The 25,206-nt window shown below is 39.0% G+C and carries 24 protein-coding genes and 1 pseudogene; 7 read left to right on the top strand and 18 right to left on the bottom strand.

The window, feature by feature from the left end:
• Positions 1 to 28: 28 nt before the first annotated feature.
• On the bottom strand, positions 29 to 502 hold the full coding sequence (locus MHB41_RS08615) for a glutathione transferase (protein WP_081124435.1): 474 nt from the start codon (positions 500 to 502) through the stop codon (positions 29 to 31).
• A 160-nt stretch (positions 503 to 662) separates the two neighbouring features.
• On the opposite strand from MHB41_RS08615, the gene MHB41_RS08610 reads away from it, so the two are divergent.
• On the top strand, positions 663 to 1,106 hold the full coding sequence (locus MHB41_RS08610; RefSeq protein WP_041117496.1) for a DUF2188 domain-containing protein: 444 nt from the start codon (positions 663 to 665) through the stop codon (positions 1,104 to 1,106).
• Between the two features lie 22 nt (positions 1,107 to 1,128).
• Here MHB41_RS08610 and MHB41_RS08605 read toward each other — a convergent pair whose 3' ends face one another.
• Positions 1,129 to 1,977 (bottom strand): Ku protein, encoded by an 849-nt coding sequence (locus MHB41_RS08605; RefSeq protein WP_041117494.1) that lies wholly within the window; start codon positions 1,975 to 1,977, stop codon positions 1,129 to 1,131.
• A gap of 115 nt (positions 1,978 to 2,092) precedes the next feature.
• Between MHB41_RS08605 and MHB41_RS08600 the strand changes: the two genes are divergently transcribed.
• On the top strand, positions 2,093 to 3,925 hold the full coding sequence (locus MHB41_RS08600) for a DNA ligase D (protein WP_061109902.1): 1,833 nt from the start codon (positions 2,093 to 2,095) through the stop codon (positions 3,923 to 3,925).
• A 67-nt stretch (positions 3,926 to 3,992) separates the two neighbouring features.
• On the top strand, positions 3,993 to 4,688 hold the full coding sequence (locus MHB41_RS08595) for a YoaK family protein (RefSeq protein WP_061109901.1): 696 nt from the start codon (positions 3,993 to 3,995) through the stop codon (positions 4,686 to 4,688).
• A gap of 34 nt (positions 4,689 to 4,722) precedes the next feature.
• Here MHB41_RS08595 and MHB41_RS08590 read toward each other — a convergent pair whose 3' ends face one another.
• A complete protein-coding gene (locus MHB41_RS08590; RefSeq protein ID WP_041117487.1) occupies positions 4,723 to 4,956 on the bottom strand; it encodes a hypothetical protein in 234 nt (77 codons plus the stop codon).
• A 455-nt stretch (positions 4,957 to 5,411) separates the two neighbouring features.
• Positions 5,412 to 6,524, bottom strand: a complete 1,113-nt coding sequence (locus MHB41_RS08585) for a tetratricopeptide repeat protein (protein ID WP_061109900.1) — start codon at positions 6,522 to 6,524, stop codon at positions 5,412 to 5,414.
• A 570-nt stretch (positions 6,525 to 7,094) separates the two neighbouring features.
• Here MHB41_RS08585 and MHB41_RS08580 point away from each other — a divergent pair.
• Entirely contained in the window at positions 7,095 to 7,466 is a 372-nt protein-coding gene (locus MHB41_RS08580) for an iron chaperone (RefSeq protein ID WP_024427060.1), read from the top strand.
• A 51-nt stretch (positions 7,467 to 7,517) separates the two neighbouring features.
• Here the strand turns inward: MHB41_RS08580 and MHB41_RS08575 are convergent, their stop codons facing one another.
• Positions 7,518 to 8,099, bottom strand: a complete 582-nt coding sequence (locus MHB41_RS08575; protein WP_024427059.1) for an undecaprenyl-diphosphatase — start codon at positions 8,097 to 8,099, stop codon at positions 7,518 to 7,520.
• A 227-nt stretch (positions 8,100 to 8,326) separates the two neighbouring features.
• Here MHB41_RS08575 and MHB41_RS08570 point away from each other — a divergent pair, with 227 nt between their 5' ends.
• Entirely contained in the window at positions 8,327 to 8,788 is a 462-nt protein-coding gene (locus tag MHB41_RS08570; protein WP_024427058.1) for a macro domain-containing protein, read from the top strand.
• Positions 8,789 to 8,852: 64 nt separating this feature from the next.
• Here the strand turns inward: MHB41_RS08570 and MHB41_RS08565 are convergent, their stop codons facing one another.
• The 8 genes from MHB41_RS08565 to MHB41_RS08530 form a co-directional block, all read right to left on the bottom strand.
• Positions 8,853 to 9,335, bottom strand: coding sequence for an antitoxin YezG family protein (locus MHB41_RS08565; RefSeq protein ID WP_024427057.1), 483 nt, complete (start codon positions 9,333 to 9,335; stop codon positions 8,853 to 8,855).
• Between the two features lie 4 nt (positions 9,336 to 9,339).
• Positions 9,340 to 11,271, bottom strand: coding sequence for a T7SS effector LXG polymorphic toxin (locus tag MHB41_RS08560; RefSeq protein WP_061109899.1), 1,932 nt, complete (start codon positions 11,269 to 11,271; stop codon positions 9,340 to 9,342).
• A 191-nt stretch (positions 11,272 to 11,462) separates the two neighbouring features.
• Complete coding sequence (locus tag MHB41_RS08555) at positions 11,463 to 12,611, bottom strand: MFS transporter (protein WP_051149977.1); 1,149 nt, start codon at positions 12,609 to 12,611, stop codon at positions 11,463 to 11,465.
• A 314-nt stretch (positions 12,612 to 12,925) separates the two neighbouring features.
• Positions 12,926 to 13,492, bottom strand: a complete 567-nt coding sequence (locus tag MHB41_RS08550; RefSeq protein WP_024427054.1) for a flavin reductase family protein — start codon at positions 13,490 to 13,492, stop codon at positions 12,926 to 12,928.
• A 344-nt stretch (positions 13,493 to 13,836) separates the two neighbouring features.
• Positions 13,837 to 14,118, bottom strand: a complete 282-nt coding sequence (locus MHB41_RS08545; protein ID WP_024427053.1) for a metalloregulator ArsR/SmtB family transcription factor — start codon at positions 14,116 to 14,118, stop codon at positions 13,837 to 13,839.
• Positions 14,119 to 14,186: 68 nt separating this feature from the next.
• Complete coding sequence (locus tag MHB41_RS08540) at positions 14,187 to 15,368, bottom strand: MFS transporter (protein ID WP_051149976.1); 1,182 nt, start codon at positions 15,366 to 15,368, stop codon at positions 14,187 to 14,189.
• Positions 15,369 to 15,561: 193 nt separating this feature from the next.
• Positions 15,562 to 17,898, bottom strand: coding sequence for a molybdopterin-dependent oxidoreductase (locus tag MHB41_RS08535; RefSeq protein WP_061109898.1), 2,337 nt, complete (start codon positions 17,896 to 17,898; stop codon positions 15,562 to 15,564).
• A 101-nt stretch (positions 17,899 to 17,999) separates the two neighbouring features.
• Positions 18,000 to 18,557 (bottom strand): NAD(P)H-dependent oxidoreductase, encoded by a 558-nt coding sequence (locus MHB41_RS08530; RefSeq protein WP_024427050.1) that lies wholly within the window; start codon positions 18,555 to 18,557, stop codon positions 18,000 to 18,002.
• A gap of 184 nt (positions 18,558 to 18,741) precedes the next feature.
• Between MHB41_RS08530 and MHB41_RS08525 the strand changes: the two genes are divergently transcribed.
• Positions 18,742 to 19,620 carry a LysR family transcriptional regulator gene (locus MHB41_RS08525; protein ID WP_061109897.1) on the top strand — a complete coding sequence of 293 codons (879 nt, stop codon included), beginning with the start codon at positions 18,742 to 18,744 and terminating at the stop codon, positions 19,618 to 19,620.
• A gap of 20 nt (positions 19,621 to 19,640) precedes the next feature.
• Here MHB41_RS08525 and MHB41_RS08520 read toward each other — a convergent pair.
• Together MHB41_RS08520 and MHB41_RS08515 are read right to left on the bottom strand one after the other, a co-directional pair.
• A pseudogene (locus MHB41_RS08520) lies at positions 19,641 to 19,925 on the bottom strand (aspartate phosphatase); the annotation flags it as partial.
• Between the two features lie 152 nt (positions 19,926 to 20,077).
• Positions 20,078 to 20,497: a MarR family transcriptional regulator gene (locus MHB41_RS08515; RefSeq protein ID WP_024427048.1), complete on the bottom strand. Its 420-nt coding sequence runs from the start codon at positions 20,495 to 20,497 to the stop codon at positions 20,078 to 20,080.
• 112 nt (positions 20,498 to 20,609) lie between these two features.
• On the opposite strand from MHB41_RS08515, the gene MHB41_RS08510 reads away from it, so the two are divergent.
• Positions 20,610 to 21,596, top strand: a complete 987-nt coding sequence (locus tag MHB41_RS08510; RefSeq protein ID WP_061109896.1) for a YhdH/YhfP family quinone oxidoreductase — start codon at positions 20,610 to 20,612, stop codon at positions 21,594 to 21,596.
• A 428-nt stretch (positions 21,597 to 22,024) separates the two neighbouring features.
• Here the strand turns inward: MHB41_RS08510 and glnA are convergent, their stop codons facing one another.
• From glnA to MHB41_RS08495, 3 genes are all read right to left on the bottom strand, one after another.
• Positions 22,025 to 23,359, bottom strand: coding sequence for a type I glutamate--ammonia ligase (gene glnA / locus MHB41_RS08505; protein WP_024427046.1), 1,335 nt, complete (start codon positions 23,357 to 23,359; stop codon positions 22,025 to 22,027).
• 60 nt (positions 23,360 to 23,419) lie between these two features.
• Positions 23,420 to 23,830 carry a MerR family transcriptional regulator gene (locus MHB41_RS08500; RefSeq protein ID WP_024427045.1) on the bottom strand — a complete coding sequence of 137 codons (411 nt, stop codon included), beginning with the start codon at positions 23,828 to 23,830 and terminating at the stop codon, positions 23,420 to 23,422.
• Between the two features lie 91 nt (positions 23,831 to 23,921).
• Positions 23,922 to 25,202, bottom strand: a complete 1,281-nt coding sequence (locus MHB41_RS08495; RefSeq protein ID WP_267542753.1) for an aminotransferase class I/II-fold pyridoxal phosphate-dependent enzyme — start codon at positions 25,200 to 25,202, stop codon at positions 23,922 to 23,924.
• Between the last annotated feature and the right edge of the window lie 4 nt (positions 25,203 to 25,206).

Here is a 25,206-nt window from a genome sequence, read left to right as displayed (position 1 = left end):
ATCACTATAGTTACAATGAGTGATTTTGTCAATCAATAAACGGATTTTTCTTTCGATCCCAGTCCTCATATGTCATGATATCGTAGTCTTCTGCTGTATCAAGTTCAAGCGGCGCAATGCATTCGAGCAGATTCTCATCTGGGTCAAGAAAATAGATCGCTGCATGAAATTGCGGCGGATTATCGAGAACTAAAGGCTGTTTTTCTTCTGAAAAACCAAACATTGGGTGAATGTTGATGCCTCTTTCAATCAGCCAGGTCTTGATCTGTTCGATACTGGACGTTGTAATTTGAAAGGCAACGTGCCGAGTCGAGGGATGGTATGGAAAATTGTTTATATCTACTTTCCACAGGCCAAGCCAGCTTTTTCCTTTCTCAATCCATAAAAAAGCAACTCGTTCATTTTCATGAGCAAGTGTCAATTCCAATTTTTCATAAAACGCAATCGATGCCTTCAAATCACTCACAGGTAAATGTGCTTCATACAAACCTTTCATCATCATCAAAATCACTCCTTTTCTACCTTCTATTCTGCGGGAATTGATGAGATTCTGCCTCAGCAAAACGATGTATTTTATCCCCAACATTGGATTGAGAGAACTTGAATGTTTGATCCATTACAGATGGGGGAAGGTGTTCAAATAAAAGAAAGGAGCGTTTCTTATGCCTTGGACGATGAACGATTATCCAGCTTCATTTCAATCATTAGACAACGTCATTCGAAAAAAAGCGCTTGAGATTGCCAATAAAATGATTCAGGAAGGCTATGAGGAAAATAGAGCCATTCCAATTGCAATCAGTCAAGCGAAAGAGTGGAAAAAGAACGCAACGGAGAAAGAGGTAGAAAATTTCTCCTCTCATGGTTCTGTCAAACCTTCTGAGAACAGCAGCTCCGCAAGACCAGAGCTCATGGATCAGGCGCAGCATGTTGTGAAACACGAGGAAGGCTGGGCGGTTCAAACAGAGAAAGCGAAACGAGCAAGTGAGGTCAAAGAAACAAAACAAGAAGCAATTGACCGGGCCAAGGAGATTTCAGCTAATAAAGGAACATCTGTTGTCATTCACCGAAAAGACGGGACGATTCAGGATGTGTTAAAGCCGCAATAAGACCGCTTGTCAGCGGTCTTTTTTATGCATTCTTTTCTTTTTTCGCTGGTGTTTTTCTTTTCTTAGGTGCTGCTTTTTTCGGTTTGGCTGGTTTTGATCGGTCGATCGAAGCCTGTAGTGCGGCCATTAAATCTGTCACATTGGCTGCAGGATCTTTTTTGCCTGTCGTTTCTGGCTGAACGGTATGTTCTCCAGATATTTTATCGCCAATTAAATTCATCAGCTGTTCTCTGTATTCATCTTGATATGCCGCTGGATCGAATGTCGTGGTCAGCTGCTCGATTAAAAGGAGCGCTGTATCTAACTCTTTCTTTACAATGTTCTCCTCTTGGGGGATATTCGGTACATCTGATACTTGTCTAATTTCGTCAGGGAAATGAATGGTTTCCATAAGCAAAATATGTTCATAGCACCTAACGATCGCTAATTGCTCCTTTGAGCGGATCATAATTTTTGCGACACCAATTTTTCCCGATTCCTCTAAAGCTTTTCTTAATAATGAATAAGCCTTTGCTCCGCCAGTATCCGGTGATAAGAAGTAACTTCTTTCATAATAGATGGGATCAATCTCTTCAATCTTCACAAAATCAATGATTTCAACGGCTTTTTCTTCATTTTCTTTTCGCAGTTTTTCCAGCTCTTCATCGTCCAATTCAATAAATTTATTTTTCGCATATTCATACGCCTTGACGATTTGTTCCGGCGCTACCTCTTCACCGCAATTGGCACATACTTTCTTGTAGTTAATGGGCGTGTGACACTCTTTATGCAGCTGTCTTAATTTAATGTCTTTGTTCTCTGTAGCGGTAAACAGCTTGACTGGAATATTGACCAATCCGAAACTAATGCCGCCTTTCCATACTGTATGCATCGCGCTTCCTCCGTTCTTTTCTCCTTACTATGTAATGTTTTCATCAGACTTATGTATGTGATTGAAAATTTCATCCCACTCTAAGAACACATGATATAAGGAAGTGACATGCACAATGAAACCTATGCGATTAACACCTGCACATGATATACCTGCCGGTGCAGACTGGGTATATGAATTAAAATATGATGGCTTTCGGGCTATTCTTGTATGGGAAGAAGACGAGATTCGTTTAGAAAGCAGGACCGGAAAACGGCTAAATGAGCAATTTCCTGAAGTGATGGAGCAGTGCGAACAATTAAGAGACCAATTTGCTCCTTATTTACCGCTGACGCTTGACGGAGAATTGGTCTTTTTACTGAGTGAACAGCAAAGCGAGTTTGCGAAGGTTCAGCAAAGAGGCAGGCTGAAAAACAAAGAAGCCATCCAAAGACAGGCTGAACGATTTCCATGTCATTTTATTGCATTCGATCTATTAAGCTGCAAAGGGAAACCTATCGTTGATTCACCGTTGATGGAAAGAAAAAATCAGCTGCAGCAATTATTCCAAGAAGCAAAGCTCCCCTCATCAGTTCAGCTTGAGCACCCTTCCCTTTTGCAGGTCATTCATACAGATCCAGACTCTGAATACATGAAAAACGTGATGACGATGTATTTAGCAGAAGGACTAGTAGCGAAAAAAAAGATGAGTAAATGGCATGACAATACTCGTTCAAAAGAATGGCTGAAAATGAAAAACTGGCGGTATGTCTCTGTCATTGTCACCCGTTTTGACAAGGAAAATGGCTATTTCCAAGGTTCCATTTATCAAGATGCGGCTCTCATCGAGGTTGTACAATTCAAGCATGGATTTTCTAAAGAAGAAGAACAAACACTGCGTACGCTATTTCAGACAAAAGGCCAGTTAACAGGAGGATCATTATACGAAATCCCTCCTTCTATCGTTGCCAGCATTGCTTGTATATCCTTTGATGGATCGGCGTTAAGAGAGCCGCGTTTTTCTTCCTTTTTACTAGATGCTGATCCAGCAGCATGTACATTTCAGCACATGCTCAAACAGCTGTATCCACTCCCTGCTGCTATAGACGTCACTCACCCTGAGAAACCGATTGTCCCGGCTCTTCAACTAAACAAGGCAGATTACTTACTTTATTTAAGACAAGCGGCTCCCTACCTTTTGCCCTTTTTACGTGAAAGGCGTCTTACTTTAATTCGGTATCCACACGGCACTGGAGATGAATTCTTTTATCAAAAGTCGACACCTGATTATGCGCCGGATTTTGTTTTGACAGATGAAGTTGATGATATTTCTTACACGGTCTGTAATGATCCTCGTACGCTTCTTTGGCTTGGCAACCAGCTGGCAATGGAATTTCATATCCCTTTTGAAACAAGAGATACGAATCGGCCGACAGAAATCGTCTTTGATCTGGACCCGCCATCTGTAAATGAGTTTCATCTAGCCATAGAAGCGGCTAAACGCATAAAAGCGCTTTTAGACGGGCTTTTTCTCACAGCCTTTATTAAAACAAGCGGAGGTAAAGGGCTTCAAGTCTATATTCCTTTAAAGAAAAACGCCTTCACATACGAAGAAACAAGACAATTCACCGCGTTTATATGCCAATTTTTATGTGAGCAAGCACCGGATCTTTTTACTCTGGAACGTCTTAAGAAAAACCGCGGCAATCGCTTGTATTTAGACTACATTCAGCATGATGCTGGGAAAACAATCATCGCTCCATATTCCCCAAGAGGAAATGAGCTTGGACTTGTTGCGACACCGCTTGAATGGGACGAACTCTATCATGATGAGCTTCATCCTTCTCTTTTTACGATGCCGGCTGTTATAGAGCGTTTAAAGGAAAAGGGCGATCCGTTCCGCCGCATGAGGCACCTTGTGAATGATGATACTTTTAGACAAGTCTTACATCAGCTTGCACACATGTGACCATCTCATCAGATGGACATTCGCGGTCATAAAGCGTTACACTTATTCATTAGAGAGGAAGAAAGGGATGACTATTTTGACCGCACATTCATTTCGAAATACAGCTTTGGTTTTCTTATGTCTTTCCGCAGGAATTGTGGATGTGATTGGCTATTTAAGCCTAGGGCATGTGTTTACAGCCAATATGACAGGTAATATTGTGCTGCTTGGCATTGCAGCAGGAAGCTCCTTGCAGCTAACAGCCCTTCATTCCATCATTGCTCTAAGTGGGTTCGTTTTAGGGGTTTTACTTGCAGTTGTGATAGGCGGAAAGCATGAGAAAACGTTTTGGCCAAAAGCCGTTACACGCATTTTTATCATCGAATTGATGATTTTGCTTCTATTTGCTCTCATGACCGTTTTCCCTCATACACAAGGTGCTTACTTTATGCTGATCATCCTTTTAAGTATGGCTATGGGCATGCAGACAGCAGCCGCTCGTAAATTGAATGTTGCTGGCATTTCCACAACCGTTCTCACGAGTACACTTGCTAACCTATTTGAAGATGCAGCTCAGCGTATATCATACCGGAAAAAAAGAAAGGCCCCTATCCAGCTTGTAAGCTTGATGCGAATAGGCTCTATTGTCTTCTACTGCCTAGGTGCAGCTATTGCTGCATATACAGATCGTTACGATCCATTTATCATCATCTGGCTGCCTATCATCATCCTAGGGGTCATTGTGATAACTGCTGCATTAAAGCACTTTCACCAATTGAAATAGCCTCTCTGGCTATTTCAATTATTGTGCTCTTAAACTAATAACTCCTCACATAAAAACCAGGAGGGCGTCCCATGATGAACGTAGAGCCATACGGATATCCAGAAAATGTCCCGAATCCCCCGTACCCCGGAAAACCTCCCAAGCCAGAGAACACACCTGGGCTCAAATAAGACCCGCCAAAGCCGATATGGGAACCAACCGGCCCAATATGAGCCCCGCCTCCTGTAAATCCGCCTCCATGAAAACCACCATAAACCCGTGGATACATACAATCACCTGCCTTCGAATCAGACCTTATCTCATCATATGCATGACAAATGGGGCGGTGCCCCTGCTTTTTCTTTTCCTTCTATGTACATTAGACCAATTTGATAAAATTTGAATGAAAAGTCCTGCAAAAAATTAAATTAAGCAAAGAAAAGTGACCTTTTTAACTTGTTGCTCTGCCCTATGTTTATTTAGAATAATGGAGCAGGTAATAAATTTGCACACCCCCTTTGTTGCGAATTCTTCTTATTAAACGTTCTTGCAGCGTTTAATAAGAAGAGCCTATTAAAACACAAAAAACCCTTGCTGACGATATCAACAAGGGCGAGAGATAAATGGTATTAACCACCAATGATTTTTTCTGCAACTTCGAAAGAACCTGCAACGTTTTGCGTCAGAACAGTCGCAGCGACCGCTAAACCTACAACGAATAATACTTTTAATCCTGTTTTCATCTTAAATCAACCCCATTCTTTTCATATGTAAATCCGCTTCTAAACTTTTGTTCAAGTAAAAAACAGACTGCTCATAAAGTGCTTGCTTTTCACAATATTTTGCTGCAAATTGTGATAGCTCTTTTACTTCATGATATTCATTCTTCTCTTCTAACTTTCTTAATTTCTCATCAATTTGCTTAAATCTTTGCGGTGCATGCGTTAAGTAAAGATCATGTACGATGCCTATTTTTAGCTGAAACACTTCATGAGAAGCATCTTTCATTCTGGCATATGCAGCCTCTATATATTGGCTTGCACGCTGCTTTTCACCAATCACACAGAGTTCCCGGCTGATCAGATACGTAGAATGGAAAAAGAAATCTGAATCATAATACTCTTGATGGGACAGTGCTTTTTCAAGATGACGTATCGATTCCTTCGGTTTGTTCCAAAATGAATATAAAATGGCCACATTGTGATGATGCTGAGCCAGCATAAAATCATCCTGCTCGCTTGTCAAAACCTCTTCTGCCAAACGATAATTCTCAAGCGCCTCTTCATACCGGCCGATCTCTGTTAGATTCGCTGCTATGAGGGAGTATGAAAGGGCCGTTCTTCTTTCATACTGCTTGTGCCGCTTATAGACGTGCAGCGCTCTGCGGATATAGGTTAATGAGAGCATGATATGACTGAGCCGGTAATAAAGCCATGCCACTTTAAAATCGAAATCAGCACGTTCGATCTCACTTGGAATTTTATCTAAGAGCTTTTCAGCACTTTGATACATTTGCAATGCAACCTCATAATTACCTTGATGCTGCTCATACACACCCTCATAAAAATCAAAATAATAGGCAAGACGGTTAGACAGGTCATCTTCTTTTTTTCCATAATTACCCTCTATGCTTTTCGTTGAAACATTGCCCTTTTGCCCTCTTAAATTGTACATAAGAATGTGATGCCTCTTCTCAAGAAGAGAATAGTAAATGAGAATATCCGCATCGTCAATTTCCTCTACCGCTTGTTTCGCTTTGGCAAATAACCGTTCTGCCTCATCTGCATGATCTTTTTTGATTTCCATGTTCCAGTCATTTAATAGTGATGCCAATTCCGCAACAGGAACTTTGCTCATTCTACACCCCCAATCACCTTCAGCTGCAACACATGATTTCACTAAATATGGAACTTCTATTAGCAATTGCTAATTAGTCCATTTGACATCATTTTAATATGAATCACTTGAATCTTCAATAACCGTTTCCATTGAAAGTGCGTTTCTTTCTCCTAGTCAATGATATTTGCGAAAAAATTCCGCCTTTTTTTAAAATAAACATCTTGAGATGAAATGAAAAAGCCCAATGCTGTGGCTTTCTAATCTTATGATGGTTAATACCGTGTGATTTGTCTAAAGATCATCAGCACAGCTTTTCATTTATCCAGTTTCTTTATATAATATGATCAATAACTTACACGCCTCAGTAGCTCTAGAAGGGAAGAGCGCCGTAAAACAAATTGTAGCTGGCGGGTCGCAAGGCAAGGGTTTCAGAAGCACCGAAAAGCACATGAGCTGAGACAGGTGAAATTCCTGTCGGTGAAATTCCGTAGGGAAGCGTGTTGCCCCTAGCCTATGCTTACGAAAGGAGTGCGGGTTCGAATCCCGTCTGAGGCTTATGAGGTAGATGGATTGGGAGGATAAAATATTATGCATGTGTTTGAAGAATATATCAGCAAAATCGGTAACCCCGAGCTGAAGCAGCGCACTCAAGCCATCTTACAATGGGTAGAAGACACATTCCCTCAATTAGAGCCAAGAATTGCTTGGAATCAGCCCATGTTCACAGATCACGGCACATTTATTATTGGGTTTAGCGTGGCAAAACATCACATTTCTGTCGCACCAGAAGCAAAAGGAATTGATCAATTTTCAGCTGACATTGTACAAGCTGGGTACGATCATGGGAAAAATCTGTTTCGCATGAAAGAAAGCTTGCCAGTTGATTATCCTCTCCTAAAAAAAATCATCGAATTTAATATCGAAGACAAAGCGGATTGTTCAACGTTTTGGCGAAAATAAACAGTACCCCGATCTCAGCTTTACAGATCGGGGTATTTTGCTGCAACAATATTATTTTGTTCTCTTCCCCACCAATTTTTGTTCAAGCCATTCATAACATGACAAGAGGGCATCAACGCTCTTTTGGCATATCGGCAAATATACAACGGCGACGGCTGTTAAACACGCTATAACAGCTCCTGCTAAGACATCAAATGGATAATGAACACCTACCCAAATCCTTGAAAAACCAACAGCACAGGCAATGATTAGCCAATACATATGGCGTTTGTGAAACAGCCAAAAGATCACGCAAATCGAAAAAATAAAGATGGTATGATCACTCGGAAACGAGTTATTCACTTCCTTTTGAATCAAAAGATTGACGCGGCTCATTTCTGCAAAGGGCTGCTGATTAAAATAAAACCCCCCAGCGATTTTCCCAAGTAACTCGGCGAGTACGAAGGTCAGTCCGGCAGAAACAACCATCGCCCTATTGTACCTGCTGCGATTTTGAAACCATACGAACAGACACACGAGCGCTGCCAGCAGCACTGTATATTCAGCTAGTCCAATAAATATTGGATTCAAGTAACCATGATCGATACTGAGTTCATTCACCCACCTAAATAAATCTTCATTAAGTCCCCGCATCTCATTTCATCCCTTTTTACTTGATTTACGATAAGGATAATTGTAATGAGATGTCTGCCTCCATCGATCGAACGAACAAACCATGGAATCATATGACATGTTTGTCACTTTGCTGTCACCTGAACTCATGTACTAACTAAAAACTCATCAAAAGCTATTAAATCACAGGAACAAAACTGTTATAATAGAACATAAGTTTGCATTTTATCAAAAAGGGGTTACTGCATATGATCAAAACGGTAGACGGCAATATATTAGAGGCAAGCGAAGACATCATTTGTCACCAGGTGAACTGTAAAGGAGTCATGGGAGCTGGATTAGCGAAACAGATCAAAAGCAAATATCCGAATGTGTACAAAGATTATAAACAGTTATGTACAGAACAAGGAGATGACTTGTTAAGCTCCGTTCAACTCATCACAACAAAAGACGGAAAAACAATGGCCAACTTATTTGCCCAAGCTGGATACGGAAGAACAAGACAGCAAACAGACTACGATGCCTTACGCAACTGCTTTCAACACCTAAAGGATACAGTGACACAATCACCTGAAGAGAAAAACCCAACGTCCATCGCCATTCCATACGGGATCGGCTGCGGATTAGCAGGCGGCGATTGGACGATTGTGGAAGAGATGATTGAAGAGGTGCTGGGTGATTGTGAAGTGACGGTTTATCGGTTTAGATAATGGAAATGAGATTTTATGAAACATATATGAGAAATACCCTCCTTAAATTGGAGGGTATTGTGCGTTAGTTATCGTCTTTATTTTTTATATAATTTAATACGGCTTCTTTATCTTCCTCATCTTCAGGGAGATATCCCAAATTTTCATATTCCCAAATAGCCATTCGTTGATAGGTATTGTAATGAGAGTTCAATACATCATCATAATTAAAATCAATGGTAAATCGATTCCTATTCTTGATTTTCAGCGTTAAATTTGTCCAAGTTTTTTGCTCATTAATTTTAAATTCATCTCTGAGTTTCTTAAAAGAATCCTGTAAATTAATTAATAAGTCATCATATATATTTTCACTGACCTCAAATATATCAGGAATATCATGAGAATAAATATATTCTTGTTGTTTGTTTGTATTAAAGAAAAAATAAACTTCACGAGAGTCATCCAGAATTTCCGCATATAGCAAAACATTCTCCCAATCAACAGGTATTATTTCATTTATTGTATTCAAAATTTCTTGATAAACTTCATTCGATGGTTCCATTTCCATTGAATTAACCTCCTGGCTTATTTTCAATCGATACCTTTTTAACTCTCCTAGCTCCAATTTTATACTTAATTTTAAATAAAGTTGGTCGCATAGAATCTCCTTCATATCTAATGCTTTCTATGGAAACTGATACTGTCTGAGGTGGATCTTTCCTCAAGGCTGCCAACCATTCCTGCTCCAACTGATACCATTTCCCACCACTACGATTAATCTGTGAACTCATCGGAACAAGGTTATCAATATCCCCGGAACCTTTAAAAATAGACGCTATCAAATGACCTCCATCATCATCCATTAATCGATCCGGCTTCCCTGAATTGGATTGGGCATATTGGTTTCTTTTAACCTCTCCGTATTTTAAATCACTTGCTTCGACTTTGACAATACGTCCGTAGTGGTCGGTTGTGTAGGTGTAGCCTTGCTTTGTTGAATAAACAACATTTGGTTTTAACACTTTTTTACGTTTCCATCTCACATAGTGATCTCCGTAACTGACAACGGTTGGTGGTGATTTTGGTGCTGGTAAGCGTCTGCCTGTCTTAGAGATGCCGTATCCTGAATTGTTGTCTAGACGCTTCGCCATAGAGAGGAGTTTATTTTTGAGATTTTCTCCGTCAAACACGTTATACGGCAGCTTCGGGCCGCCAGCCATTTGAAATTTTGGTGAGTATGGCAATAGATTCGGAATAGAAACTCTGTCTAATGATTTTGCTCCTTGCTCAAGGCCTTTCTTCACCGTCGTTTTGGCTGCTGTTGTTCCCGTTTTTGTTATGGCACCTGCCCCTTTAGAACCAAAGACGATTTCTGCTAGAGAACCGGTCGCATAGGCAAACCAGTGTGATCGAGAATATGCATCACCATCGATAACTTCTTTTTGGAATGAGTCTGAAATCGACTTTCCAATCGCTTTCGACGTTTCAATTGGATGAGAAACAGCCGTTACGACCGATTCAACGGCACCTCCAGGATCTGTCACAAGATCGTAGATGCCAACTACTGTATCTTTGGCCACATCATACAGACCAACTGCTGCTCCTTTTACAACATCAACGAACCCCTCTGATGCTTCTTCCTGCGCTTTGATCTGGAGAAGCTGGCTGTAATACATTTTTTGATCGTAAGAAAGATTTTCATATCCAATTTCGTCTACAATCTCAAAGTATTTCTCTTCTGATATACACGAAGGATCGTTGAGTTTTTCTTTCAATTCTTTGATTCTTCGTTTCTCTTTTTCTTCTTTTTTCACCTTTAAATATGCTTTCACCTGTGCATCGATTTTATCATGATTCTTGTACACATCTGTCTCATGAAATGCTTTTGCATCGTAATACATTGGCTGCGCATTTTTCCCTTTTCCTGTAGCAGCCATCATTTTTGCATAAAAAGTTGAGAGGTGTTTTTCAATCGCTTCTGATTTTGCGTATTCTGTTTTTAGCTCATGGTCTATTTTATGTAAAGCATCAATTGCCTCTTTTCTTTTTTTGTTCGCATCATCTAAATGTTCATTGACCTCTTTACTTGAAAATACATTCAGTTCTATGAGATCACTGATGTCATCAAAAATAGTGGATAGGGCTTCTTTTTGTTCCTTGACCATATCTTTATTATTCTGAATCCCTTGTTTCAGTTGAGCGTCTAAGAAATGCTCATCAATAAATGTACTCCCGCCTAACGATTCATCATCAAGCTTTCCTTTTACCCCATCTAAAAACGCTTTTTGCATATCGATAAAGTCAAGATAAGTGTCTGTGTAAAGCGCAAGATCCTCATAAAAGGCTTTGATATTGTCTGCACCTTTTCCAGTAAATTCATTACCTAATCCCGACACACTTTTTAATGCTTTTTTCACATGCTGCATTTCGTCTCGAAGCTCCTGATAGACTTTTGACCTTTGTTCGACAGCTGACAGTAAAGATGGAGCATCTAATATTTTCATATAAAAAAGACTCCTTTTATGGCGTATTCTTTTACTAGAATACCATAAGGAGTCTTACACTTTAATCCACTTTATCGTTTTTTAACCAATTATCCTCCAGAGCTCCTTCTTGATGCGACGGTTTGGACATCATCATGTTGAGGTTGAATGAAACCACTTTTTATTTTATAAAAAGAGTGCTCTGAGTTTCTTTAAACTGTTTTTCGTTTAGATAGAACCTTGTCAAGAACTGTGACTCCGACAGCAATAGCAAGAGTAAAAGCCCCAATCCAAGGAAGATAATTCAACAAACCATTTTTGACAGCAATACCGCCGATACCAGCTCCACCTGCCATTCCAAGTTGTCCCAAAGCACTGTGCAAACTAAGCACAATGCTTGCCGCAGCAGGGGCAAGGCTTATTAACTGAAATTGTATTGGCGAGCCGGAAGACCAAGCTGCAAGCGCCCAGAAAATAAGTAATACATAGAAAAGAAAAGCAAACTGACCGATAAACGGGAAGAGCAATAGTGCAATAGCATGGAGTAACATTCCTCCAGTTAATGTACGAAATGCCCCCCACTTATCTGTACTAAAGCCTCCTAATTGAGCTCCAATAGCACTAGCAATCCCAAAAATAAAGAGTGCTGTCGTTACCCCATGATTGCTCATGCCGAATATATCTAGGAAATATGGTGAAATATACGTAAATACAACGGAATATGCACCTAACCATAGAAAAGTTATAAGCAAGTATGCTGCGATACGTGGTCTCATAAAAAATTTAAACTGCTCACGTAAAGGTACGGGTTTTTCAGCAACTGTTTTTGGTATAGCAAACAAAGTTAAGACAGAGAAAAGTAATCCTACTGCCCCAATTCCAATGAATATGACATTCCAATCATAATGTGAAGCCACAACTCTTCCTATAGGTACACCTGCAACCAAAGCAGAACTTTGTCCCATAATAACTGTAGCAATCGCACCTCCTTGCTTTCCTGGAGCTGCTAAAACTGCAGCAAGGGTTAGAACTGTGACTTGCATAACACCAGCACTAAGGGCAGAGATTATTCTAGCTGACATTAGCATTTCATACCCTGTTATTATCGCAATAAGAATATTAATGACAGAGAAAACGGTTAAAGCATAGACAAGAAGTTTTTTTCGGTCCATTCGAGCAAACATAGCAATTAGAAAGGGTGTCCCTGCACCAAAAGCTACTGAAAACACAGTGATTAACTGTCCTGCAGATGAAACTGAAATGTGATTAGCCTCAGCAATTTTGTCTAAGATTCCCGCAATAACATATTCTGATGTACCATTAAGAAAACTAATGGCAGCTAATAAATAAATTTTCCACATATTTGACAAAATAATTCACACCTATTTGTTTTATATTTCGATATTTCTAGAAATACAGATTTATTTTCATAAATTAACCGAGCGCTTGAAAAATTAACTGTAAAGAGCTTAAAGTGTTACGCTTCTTATACTTTTGGAGAACTTGCTTTGACAGCCGTTGTTATACTGGCTTTTACAATGTAGACAGGAACAAGTTCCAATTCAGTTACAGGTTCTGAAAAAGCAGTGGTAGTTGAAAATGTAACTCTCAAACAAGATAAGTAAAAGCTATGGGCGCCTTCCTCGGTAGAGAAAAGCCACTTTTTTGCAGATTTTTACTTGTTCTTAAGATACAGTCCATCCTCAAAAGCATCCCCTGCTTTTTCTCCTATTTTATGGTAATTCCTACTTCCCCTATCAAATACAAGTGGGCTGAATTTATCCAGATTGATTTTACCTTTCTCATCTAGTATATCCTCCTCAACACTGATGTTCACGATTTCAGCAATCATGCGCCATTCTTTTTCATTATAACTTTTCACTTTACACTCTAACGCAAATGGAAGTTCCTCAATCAGTGGTGCATCAACAAAGTCCGCCTTAACTGCATGAAATCCAGCTCTTGCAAATTTATCTGGAACCTCATTTCCAGTTTCATTTCCAAGATAATCACATGCCTCAAGAAAAGACGCATCTGACATGCTTACGGTAAATGCACCATGCAGCATAATATTCTTTAACGTCTTTCGTTCTGAACTAATGCAGATTGAAATTTCATTTTCATTACTAATACCGCCCCATGTAGAAGCCATGGCATTCGGAATTCCATTTTCGTCATACGCTGCAATAATAAAAACTGGTTGTGGTAACACGTAAGATTTTGCTCCAATATTTTTTCTCATTATCTTTCTCCTTTTGGTTTTATTTCGGTATTTCTAGAAATTTAGATTTAATTTCATAAATTAACCGAACGTTTGAAAAATTAGCTGTAAAGAGCTGATTTTTGCATGTAGAAAAAGTGATCTTTACAGTTTCTTTAAAAATGTTTTATAAAGGTGACACCCTTGAATTTAACGCACTTATGATAAAGATAGATGGTTCGCTTTAGCTTTTTTATATAAAGTACTAGTAATGGATCTACTCAAAATTTAGATGAGGATACCTATCGAGTAATTTAGCCATAATCCGGACAAGAAAAATCATACCTCTTATTTCTATATTTCCTTAAGTATAGAAATAAGAAAAATTACTCCATCACATATGGAGCATACTTTCCAATCAACTCACGGTCTAGGCTGTAGTATATATATGTGCCTTCTTTATAAGTACTCATTAGCCCGCAATCAGTTAATTGTTTTAAGTGATGGGATAAAGTTGATCCAGCAATTGATTCAAGTTTTATTCCTATATCTGAACAACATAAATTTGCTTCATTAGCAAGCAAACGAGCAATTTTTAATCGGGTTGGTTCACCGAGTGCTTTATATATTTTTGTCGCCTGCTGTAACTTCGAGTTATTCTCCATCATTATCACCCCCTTTCCTGAATAAATACTTCAAATGAGTACTAGCTAACCTTACAGTTATAAGAATAGATTTATTTCACAGATAACCCCTCTTCATTAGCATGAGCTGACTTAGTGATTTTCCATCCCAATAACATAACAATGAAACCTAAAAGTATAAGAAGATATAATGTTGGAACGAAACTGCCTAGAAAATCATGGAGAAAACCGATGATAAACGGGCCCGTTGCACCAATCATGTATCCAATTGCTTGAGTCATTGCTGACCAAGTACTTGCTTCCATAGGGGACGATGCCTTATCTATCGGTAATAATAAAGTGAGTGAGACAAGACCGCCACTGCCAATCCCTAGACATATACTTGAAACAATAGGTGTCACGTTTGTAAAACATAAAAGAGATAATCCAGTCATTACACTAAGGGTAAAGACTAAAATCCAAAGTCTTCTACTTGGCAGCTTCTTCAAGAGACTAGGCAATAAAAGAGTAGCTGGCAATTGTGCAATCATAGCTATTGTACCTACAAGACCACCAAATGCTGACGTCCATCCTTTTTCCTCTACGATGGCTGGTAGCCAAGCTGCAAAACAATAAAACATAAGAGTGACAAGCCCTACAAAAGAGGTTAATAACCACGCCTTTTTATTTTTTAATGGCAAGGAGGCACTTCTCTTTTGTGATGCTGTATGTGTATGAGAATGTTTAATGACCATAAGCCAAAGTGGAACAGCCATTAGAGCAAGAATACTCCAGAACGCTAATCCGTTTTTCCATGAATTATTGAGCCAGTGTTGAAGTGGTGTCGTCAGCCCAATAGAAATGGATGCTCCAACTACCATTGAAGTAGAATATACGCCTATCATGGAGGCTGCCTTCTCCGGAAAGTAACTTTTGATGAAACCAGAGAGCAAAGGACTTACAATCCCAATTCCCGCACCAATGAATAAAGCCGTTATCAATAGATAGATAGACGAATTTGTAAAGACACGCGAAAGCGTTACAATACCTATAAAAGCGATAAAAAATGTGATGGTTTTCTCTGATTGATAGCGATTTGCTAAACGACCAGCGAATAACGAGCAAAAGCCAAAACATAATAAAGGAATAGATGTAAGTAGACTAGCTGAAGCAGAACTCATGCCTAATTCATTTGATATTCCGTGCAAAACTGGACTAACTGAAGTTATACCAGGCCTAAGATTAAATGCAGCTAATATAAGTGCAAATAGAAATAATATATGACGACTGATCAAATTTGTTACCTCCGATACTTTTCTTGATGTGTAATCCTATTTAATGGTACATGAAGCCACAACATAAATAAAATGCATATTAATCATGCAACACATAAACAAATTGATATGACATTTTTAGTATAAAAGCAAAAAGCTGAAGCCTCCACCGCTGGGAGTCATCAGCTTTTTTGCTTTAATTAGGGCAAAGGATCTATCCTATCTTATAAATCTGGCATCGATAAGATTTTAATGGTTCGGAACCTGATATGGGGTCAATCTCATCGGTACCTATTAATTGATTGACATTTGCACCTTCTACTGAAAATGGATCAAATCCAGCTAATTCAAGTTCATCACACTCATCCCACCAGCCCGCTTGAGTATATATTGTCCCCACGGGTATACTTTCTGTCAGTCGAGCGACTGCCTTCATCCTGCCGAAAGGAGAGGCTAAATAAATCCATTCACCTTCATTTAGCCTATACATTTGAGCTGTTTGGGGATGGATTTCAGCAAAAGGATCGGGATGCAGTTTTCTTAGTCTAGCAATATTACGATGCTGGCTATGACAAAAACTTTTTAATTTAAAAGAAGAAAGAACTAACGGAAAATCATTCGATTGATTCTGATATTGCGGAACAGTTAATGGTTTTTCAAATTGAGGCAGTGGAGCATATCCATGCTCTAACAAAAACTCGGAATAAATCTCCAGCTTTCTTGTCGGAGTAGAAAAACCTTTGACTCTTTCATTCATTTTTTCTCTATATTTACAATATTTTATTTTTAAGGGCACAGACAGACCTTCAGGGTGAGATCGAAGTTGGTCTAATGTGACATTCACTGGTTTAAGATAGTCATTAAACGCTTTCTCAATATTTCCATTCCAAAACTCTTCTTGATAACCCATTTCAACCGCTATTTCCATGATTATTTGTAGATCAGGACGAGCTTCCCCAGGAGCCTTTGACATTGCAGGTTTGTATTGAATATGTTGATCCGTTTGTAAATTCCCTTCAAAGCCTGCCAACAAACTTGGGGACTCCCATGCATGTGCAGCTGGTAATACAATGTCTGCAAACTTCGTCATTGGACTATGAAACATGTCAACGTGTACATGAAATTCTAATTTTTTCAAGGCTTCTATCATATTCTTGGTTCCAGGGTTTTGAGTGACCATATTACCCCCAAAACTTAACAAGCCTCTCATATAATACGGAGATTCGTTTAATACAGCATGAACAAAATCATACCCTGAAGCAGATATTTTGGGAGCACCTAAAGGTCTCTGATCTAATCCTAAACGCTTCTGCTCTTGTGAAGTTGGCAGTAAATCTTGACCTTTTATTAAGTTTACTGGTAAAGACGGGAGGATAATATTCCCCCCTTGCTTATCAAAACAACCGGTCAGACTATAAAGGATACATAATGCTCGATTGGTAGATGAACTATTTACATGCTGTTCTAATCCATTCCATGAATAATAGGTTATCGGATTTTCTTGGCTTAATAATTCCCCAAGTTCCGTTAATTTCTCAGCTGGAATACCCGTTATTTTTTCCACATGTTCCATTCTAAATGAAGATACTTGTTTCAATAATTGAGAAAAAACGGTTTCTGAAGAAACGTCCTCATTTTCGTATTCGCCTGAAAGTAAAATATGTTCTGACCATGTCTCAGGATCTGCCCGAGTATCGATTTTAAATGGCTTCTGTTTTTGATCAAGAACTAAAAATTCATATGGCTGATGATGTGCTGGTCGAAGGAATTTTCCTGTTCGCTTATCCACTAAGAAAGGGGCATTGGTCCATTGGAGAAGAAATTGCTCATCATACGAATGGTTCTCAATCAAAAATTGAAGACACCCTAATATTAAAGCGATATCAGTTCCATGATTCGGAGAAATCCATAAATCTGCTGCGGCAGCTGTCGTTGTTCGGCGTGGATCGATGACTACTAGTTTACTGCCTCTTTTTCTAGCTGCCATGAGCCTTTTCCAAGTCTGAAGATTCGTATCTGCTGGATTGTGCCCCCATATCAATATCAAGCTAGCACGTTCAAAGTCGGGTTGAGGCAATCCAACACCATATGTGTATTTTGATCCCTCGTCCCTTGTCCACTGGCAGACATTGGTATGAGAAATATAGTTGGGGGTGCCGTATAGATTCATCAAGCGCTGTAAATATGGCCCCCAGCTAAAACTTCCGCTTGCACCAACTGTTGGAAAAGTGTAAGAAACTGTTTCTGCCCCTGTTTCAGAACGAATCTGTTTTAGTTTACTTGCAATGGTTTGGATGGCTTCTTCCCATGTGATTTTCTCCCATAGTGGATCTTGCCCCTTTGGGTTAGTTCTCTTTAAAGGAAAAACGATGCGATCAGGATGATTGACGATTTGAGGTGCTGCTGCTCCTTTTGGACAGATTCCCCCATTCGGATGATTTTTATCCGGGAGCACCTTTACTAACTGATTATTTTGTGTAACGGATATCACTCCACATTTTGAAACGCATTGCGAACAAAATCCCGCTCTTCTTTTTTCACTAGTACTCATCATCCTTCTCTCCTTTTTAAGATTGAAGTCATTGGTCAAAAACTAGGAATTTTTTCGGGTGAATGGTGAAGCATACATCTCAAATACGGATTTCTGTCATTTTAAGATAAAGAAAATATCTCTTCTAAATGCTGATCCGTCTTTTCAAATACTTTCTCCATGTCAGGCTTGAGCGCCGAATGATTTGAGAGTGTTTTTAATGGTTTCATCCCTATGAATTGCTGTGCTTTGTGCATTGCAACTAGGACCTCGTCTACTTCCTTCCCCTCAAAGAAAGGCTGCTCTATCGGATTATCGAACACCCATTCACCTGCACCCCAAGTAACAGAAAGCATGTAATGACGTCCTTCTAATAAACCTCCTTCACCATAAATATCTGTCCCTCTATAAAAAATTCCGTGCTCATATACAGTATCCATGTACTTCTTAAATGCAGCAGGATAGTGATACCAATAAACTGGTGTTTGAATAATCACAAAATCAGCCCATTTGAATTTTTCCTGTTCTTCTTTTACATCATAGTGATTTGCAACAATTGTGGTTTTAACATGATAAAGTGGGCTTAGCTTGTCTACCATTCTTTCTACTAATGTCTGGTTTAATTGGCCTTTGGCCATCTCATGGTACTCATGTGCGTTAATGATTAAAATATTTTTCACGTTAATCCTCCTATAAAATTCAAACCCAAAATGATAAGGTTATGATGATCATCACCTTAATGAGTATGATTAGCCTCACTTATTGTCTCGGATTATATCTTGAAGTTCTATTTTCTTTTATGGTACATTAAGTTCCAATATAAATGAAATGCATATTAATCATACAGGAGATAACAAAAACGCTATGAATAGATCGCAAATTCAACTAATTGTCCAAATTTCTGAAACAGGAAGTTTTACAAAAGCCGGTGAGGAATTACATATGACACAGCCGGCTGTAAGTCGAGCCGTAGCTACAATTGAATCGCAACTAGGAACAAAGTTAATTGAAAGAGATAAGAAAAATGGCTTATTTTTCACAGATATAGGAGAACGTATATTAGTTATTTTCAGGAAGGTTCTAAGTGAATTACAAAAAGTAGATGAATTAGTTGCAGCTGAACAAGGGTTAGAGATTGGGAAGATACATATAGGAGCTTACCGAACTGCTTGTACTAGATTTATTCCTAAAATCATACGTGCAATGGAGAATCAATATCCAGGCCTAGAAATCAAACTTTCAGAAGGGAGTGTAGATCAAGTTAAAGAGTGGTTACGTTCTAAATACATTGATGTGGGCATTATTATTCCTCCTGATAAAGATTTTGATACCGTACATTTAATGAAAGATCAACTGATTGTACTGATGCATTCAAGCCATCCTTTATATCAGAAAGAAATAATAAGTATTCCCGACTTACAAGGTGAAGATATACTATTGGGGAAAGGGGGTTATGAGGTACAAGTTCATGATTTATTTAAAAAGTATAACGTAACTCCTCACGTTCGGTTTGAAATGGAGTATATAGAGACAGGATTAAGTATGATACAAGAAGGTTTAGGAATAACCATTACAACTAAAAAAAATATTTGGTCACTGCCAGACCAAGTCGTTTTTCGTGAATTAACACCAGATACGTTCAGAGATATCAATATTGCAGTGCTTGATATGAAAGATATATCCAAAGCAACAGATGCCTTTATTCAAACAGCTTTTAGGCTTTTTGCTACCGAAGATGGTTAACTGTCTCTGGATAATTTTTAGTATTGCAGCATACCAGAAAGTTGATGATTCGACTTTTCGATTTTATCAACGAAGTCTGCAATAGATAAAGACCGCTGCTGTGAGGATTTTATATTAACAAGCATAAGCTGATGGCGGAAGCAAATTAATTGATAGTAGATCAGTAAATCCTGGTCTTCTTCTATTTATTCAATCTTTTGTTCTACCTCAGCTTTCAAAATCTCTGCGTCTGGAACACTGAATTGCCGGATCATTTTATACCATTCATTTATTTTCACACCAACATGTGAAAGAACTGTCTCCATGCCTCACTCTCCTTCCACCAAATCTCCTTATGTGACATTTATTATGACTTGCAGAAATTTACAAATCATCGAACAGAAACCGCAAAAAGGCTCCAGTAAAAGAGCTTTTTTGCGGTTATGGATTTAATATGAAGCTTGTTTATAAAAATACATCATTGAAAATTATTTATAATTGTATTCAATGCTTTCTTTAGCACAACCTTATCATGTTTTGACAAGTTTTGAAGCGCTGTTTTGTTCAGCTCAATTGTTGCTGCTTCAACTTTATCTCTAATGACTAAAGATTTTTGAGTAGCATCTACTAAAATATTTCTTCGATTTTTTGGATCTATTGTGCGTTCAATTAAGTCAGCTTTTTGCATTTTATCTAAAATTCCAGAAACTGTTGAGGCTTCTAAATACACAAGTTCTCCAATTTGTTTGGGAGATAGCTGGCCCTCTCTCCACAAACAGTTCAACACACCATATTGAGCGGGTGTCAAATCACATTCCTCTAAAAGCTTACTAAAGTACTTAAACACTTTATTTTGACTAACACTTAGTAAAAAATTTATGCACTCTGATAATTCCATCGTATCTCCCCCACATTGACTTTACCTATAATATCATGGTAGTTTTTTAATTGAAATACTTTTGCACCGGAAATGTTTTGTCATAATATATTTTTAGAGAGGAAGATAAATAATGGATTCATTTAAAGCGATTCTAGTTACAGAAAAAAATGATCAAGTTAGTTACGATCCTCAAAATGTAAGTGTTAATGATTTATCTGAGGGAGAAGTATTAATTAAAGTTGCATATTCTTCAATCAATTATAAAGATATGCTGGCCGTTCAAAAAAATGGAGGTGTTATTCGTAACTATCCAATGATTCCCGGAATTGATCTAAGTGGAACTATCGTTCATACAACAGATAATCGTTTCGTAGAGGGTCAACAAGTTATTGTCACAGGTTTCGCATTGGGCATGAGCCACACTGGAGGTTTTTCAGAATATGCTAGAGTACCTGCGGATTGGATTGTTCCTTTGCCAAATAACTTGACTTTAAAAGAAGCAATGATTTTTGGAACAGCAGGCTTTACTGCTGCTCTTTCGATCATGGCTTTACAGGAAAATGGTATGAATACAAAAAATCAACCTAATATACTCGTTACGGGCTCAACTGGTGGAGTTGGTAGCATCTCTATACAATTATTATCTAAAATTGGGTACAAAAATATCTTTGCTTTAGTGCGTAAAGATAATCAAGTTGACATAGCAAAATCTTTAGGAGCAAATGATGTCATTTTTGCAAACCAGTTAGGAGAGTTAAAAAAACCATTAAACAAGCAAAAATTTGACTTCGTATTAGATACTGTTGGAGGAGATGTAGCTTCTGTATTAATCCCTCAAATTTCTTACGGTGGAAGCATGAGCATGTGCGGAAATGCAGGTGGAATTAAATTAACAACAACTGTGTTACCTTTTATTTTAAGAGGGATCAACCTTCTGGGGATCGATTCTGTAAATGTGCCAATCAATAAACGCAAAGTAATTTGGAACGAGATAGCAAACGAATGGAATATCTCCCAAACGACTCTAGTCAATGAGATTACTCTCGATACGTTACCTGAAAAAATTGAAGCCATTAAAAATGGCCAACATTTAGGAAGAACAATTATTAAATATTAAAATAAAACAAACTTTATTACACAAGACAAAAATTGAATTTATTGATACAGCTACCCCATCCGGTTCAAGATGGGGTACATTTGTTTTAATATCCCGGATAGAAGTATACAGCAACCAGAGTCTTTTACTGATAATTAAAACTCTTGATTTTAGAGCAAAAAATCAAATGATCTATTGAGACCCAAAACCTTTACATCAATACGGCTCATAACATGACGCTAGACTCGTTCTTAATGACGTTTACCTGTATGAGTTGAATTTAGTAACTCTAATTGAAAGATGGATATCCCCTACCGAAATCATTTTTATTCAATGCATATGAACGTATGCTTAAACAAGCAGCCACACCGAAAATGCTCATCTATGCCCTTCGTTATACCCCAAAAAACAAAAACCCCCTGAAGCCAATGGCTCCAAGGGGTTTTTTATTAATACTGAGACATATACTGATCGCGTTCCCATGGGTGTACTTGGGTGCGGAACATATCCCATTCAATTTCTTTTGATTCGATGAAGTGCTCGAATAGGTGATCGCCTAGTGCGTTGATCATGACTTCGTTTGATTTCAGCAGCTCGAGTGCTTCTGCAAGTGTTGCAGGAAGGTCAGAGATGCCGTTTTCAAGACGCTCTTCTTTGTCCATGACATAGATATTTCTGTCGATTGGGGCTGGTGCTTCTAGTTTGTTTTTGATTCCGTCAAGACCTGCTGCAAGTAATACGCTTAGTGCAAGGTATGGGTTTGCAGATGGGTCTACGCTGCGCACTTCTACACGTGTGCTGATGCCGCGTGATGCCGGGATACGGATCAATGGGCTTCGGTTTTGTGCACTCCATGCCACATAGCAAGGTGCTTCATAGCCAGGTACAAGACGCTTGTAAGAGTTAACCGTTGGGTTTGTGACCGCTGTAAAGCTTGTTGCGTGCTTGACGATACCTGCGATAAAGTGTCTAGCAGTCTCGCTTAATTGTAAATCTGCTTTTTCATCAAAGAATGCGTTTTTGCCATTTTTGAATAATGATAGGTTACAGTGCATACCAGATCCGTTTACACCGAACAATGGTTTTGGCATGAATGTCGCATGAAGACCGTGTTTTCTCGCAATGGTTTTGACAACGAGTTTGAACGTTTGAATGTCATCACAAGAACGGATCGCGCCTGCATATTTGAAATCAATTTCGTGCTGCCCTGGTGCTACTTCGTGGTGAGATGCTTCAATTTCAAAGCCCATTTCTTCAAGCTCTAGCACGATATCACGGCGGCAGTTTTCGCCTAGATCTGTTGGCGCAAGGTCAAAGTATCCGCCTTTATCATTTAGTTCAAGCGTTGGTTCGCCTTTTTCATCTAATTTAAATAAGAAGAATTCTGGCTCAGGTCCAAGGTTGAAATCACTAAATCCTAGTTCTTCCATTTCCTTTAAGATACGCTTTAAGTTGTTACGCGGGTCTCCATCAAATGGTGTCCCGTCTGGCTTATAAATGTCACAAATAAAGCGTGCAACTTTACCTTTTTCTGCTGTCCAAGGGAAAATAACAAATGTGTTTAGATCTGGGTATAGATACATATCTGATTCTTCGATACGTACGAATCCTTCAATAGATGAACCGTCAAACATACATTTGTTATCGAGAGCTTTTTCTAACTGGCTCACAGGAATCTCAACATTTTTAATCGTTCCGAGAATGTCTGTAAATTGCAGACGGATGTACTTTACGTTTTCCTCATTTACTAATTTTACGATATCTTCTCTTGTGTACTTTGCCATTTCGTAAAACTCCTCCCCTACAAAAGGTAAAATGTGTATAGCAATGCTTTTGCTAATTGGTTAACGGAAGAACCTTGACATATCCCCCTGCCTAAAGGTCGTTCCTTGTTGGAAACGTCCAGCCTGAATGAGTTCCTTCTTCAGTAGCTTCCTGAGTTCATCATCTGTCAAGTTGTGCTTAGCTGTAGCTTTTTCCTCCGTCTTTGTAGCAGACGATGGATTTTCTGCCTCAGCTTTGGCAAAAAGCTTTTTGATTCCTGCCATGTTTACACCTTGTTCGATGAGGTTTTTAATTTCTAGTAATTTATCAACATCATGAAAAGAAAATAATCGGCGGTTTCCATCACTTCTTGCTGGAAATACTAAACCATTTTCCTCATAATAGCGAATTTGTCTTGCAGATAATTCTGTTAGCTGCATGACAATCCCAATTGGGAATAAAGGCATTGAGCGGCGAATGTTATCACTCATCTCAACTGTCTCCTCCTCTTTGCTTAAATTTATTATATGTCATGTTATATTATGTGTCAACAAGATGTTAGGAATATTAACATGGATTTTTTTATTGAGCAGGCACTTCAACAAAGCCTTGTTCCAATAAGGCATCGACAGCACTGCAAATCGCATTTTTCACATGGGCATACGTGAGACCGCCTTGAACGTAGGCAGTATAAGGCGGTCTGATCGGACCATCGGCTGATAATTCGATACTGGCTCCTTGTACAAAGGTGCCCGCTGCCATAATGACATCGTCTTCGTAGCCTGGCATATAGCTTGCATGTGGTGTGACGTGACTATTAATCGGAGATGCATACTGGATTGCCTGACAGAAAGCAATCATTTTTTTAGGATCCCCAAATTCGACTGATTGAATCAAATCCGTTCTTTTCGCATTCCACGCCGGGTTTGTTTGGAATCCGAGCTTCTCAAGAAAACGAGCCGTAAACACTGCGCCTTTTAAGCTTTGAGCCACAACATGCGGCGCCAAGAAAAAGCCTTGATACATTTCTTGGAGCGCATACAGCGATGCACCCGCTTCACTGCCGATGCCTGGAGATGTCATTCGATAAGAGCAAGCTTCTACCCATTTTTCTTTTCCAACGATATAGCCGCCTGTTTTGGCAAGGCCTCCGCCTGGGTTTTTAATGAGTGAACCGGCCATGAGGTCAGCTCCGACATGACATGGCTCTTTTAATTCAGTAAATTCACCATAACAGTTATCTACAAACACAATGATTTCTTCATTAATCTCTTTCACAAATGAAATCATTTGCTCAATTTCTTCTATAGTAAAGGATGGTCTTGACGCATAGCCTTTTGAACGCTGAATGCCGATGACTTTTGTTTTAGAGGAAATCGACTCTTTTACTTTCTCATAATCGACGGATCCATCTTGTCGTAAATCAATGGCTTTGTAGTCAATCTGGAAGTCTTTTAATGAGCCTGTCCCTCTTTTCCCGCGAATCCCGACAATTTCTTCTAGCGTATCGTATGGTTTTCCCGTCATATAGATCAATTCATCGCCAGGTCTCAGCACACCAAATAAGGCAATGGAAATTGCATGTGTACCGGAAATAATTTGCGGACGCACAAGTCCGCTTTCTCCTCCGAAGACATCCGCATAAATCTTTTCTAATGTGTCTCTCCCCATATCATCGTAGCCATATCCAGTCGTCGGATTAAAGTGAGAGTCACTGACTTTGTGCTTTCGATAGCTTTCAAGCACCCGCCACTCATTTTGTTCGCTCTTTTGATCAATTTGCTGATGCACGTGTAAAATCTCTTGTTCTGTTTCTGCTGCTGCTTTTTCTAAAATACTGCCGTGTTTTAATGTGTGAAACATCTTG

Origin of the sequence: Bacillus sp. FSL H7-0578 (assembly GCF_038630855.1) — a bacterium.
GTDB lineage: Bacteria > Bacillota > Bacilli > Bacillales > Bacillaceae > Bacillus > Bacillus safensis.
This window is presented reverse-complemented; position numbering and strand designations above follow the sequence as displayed.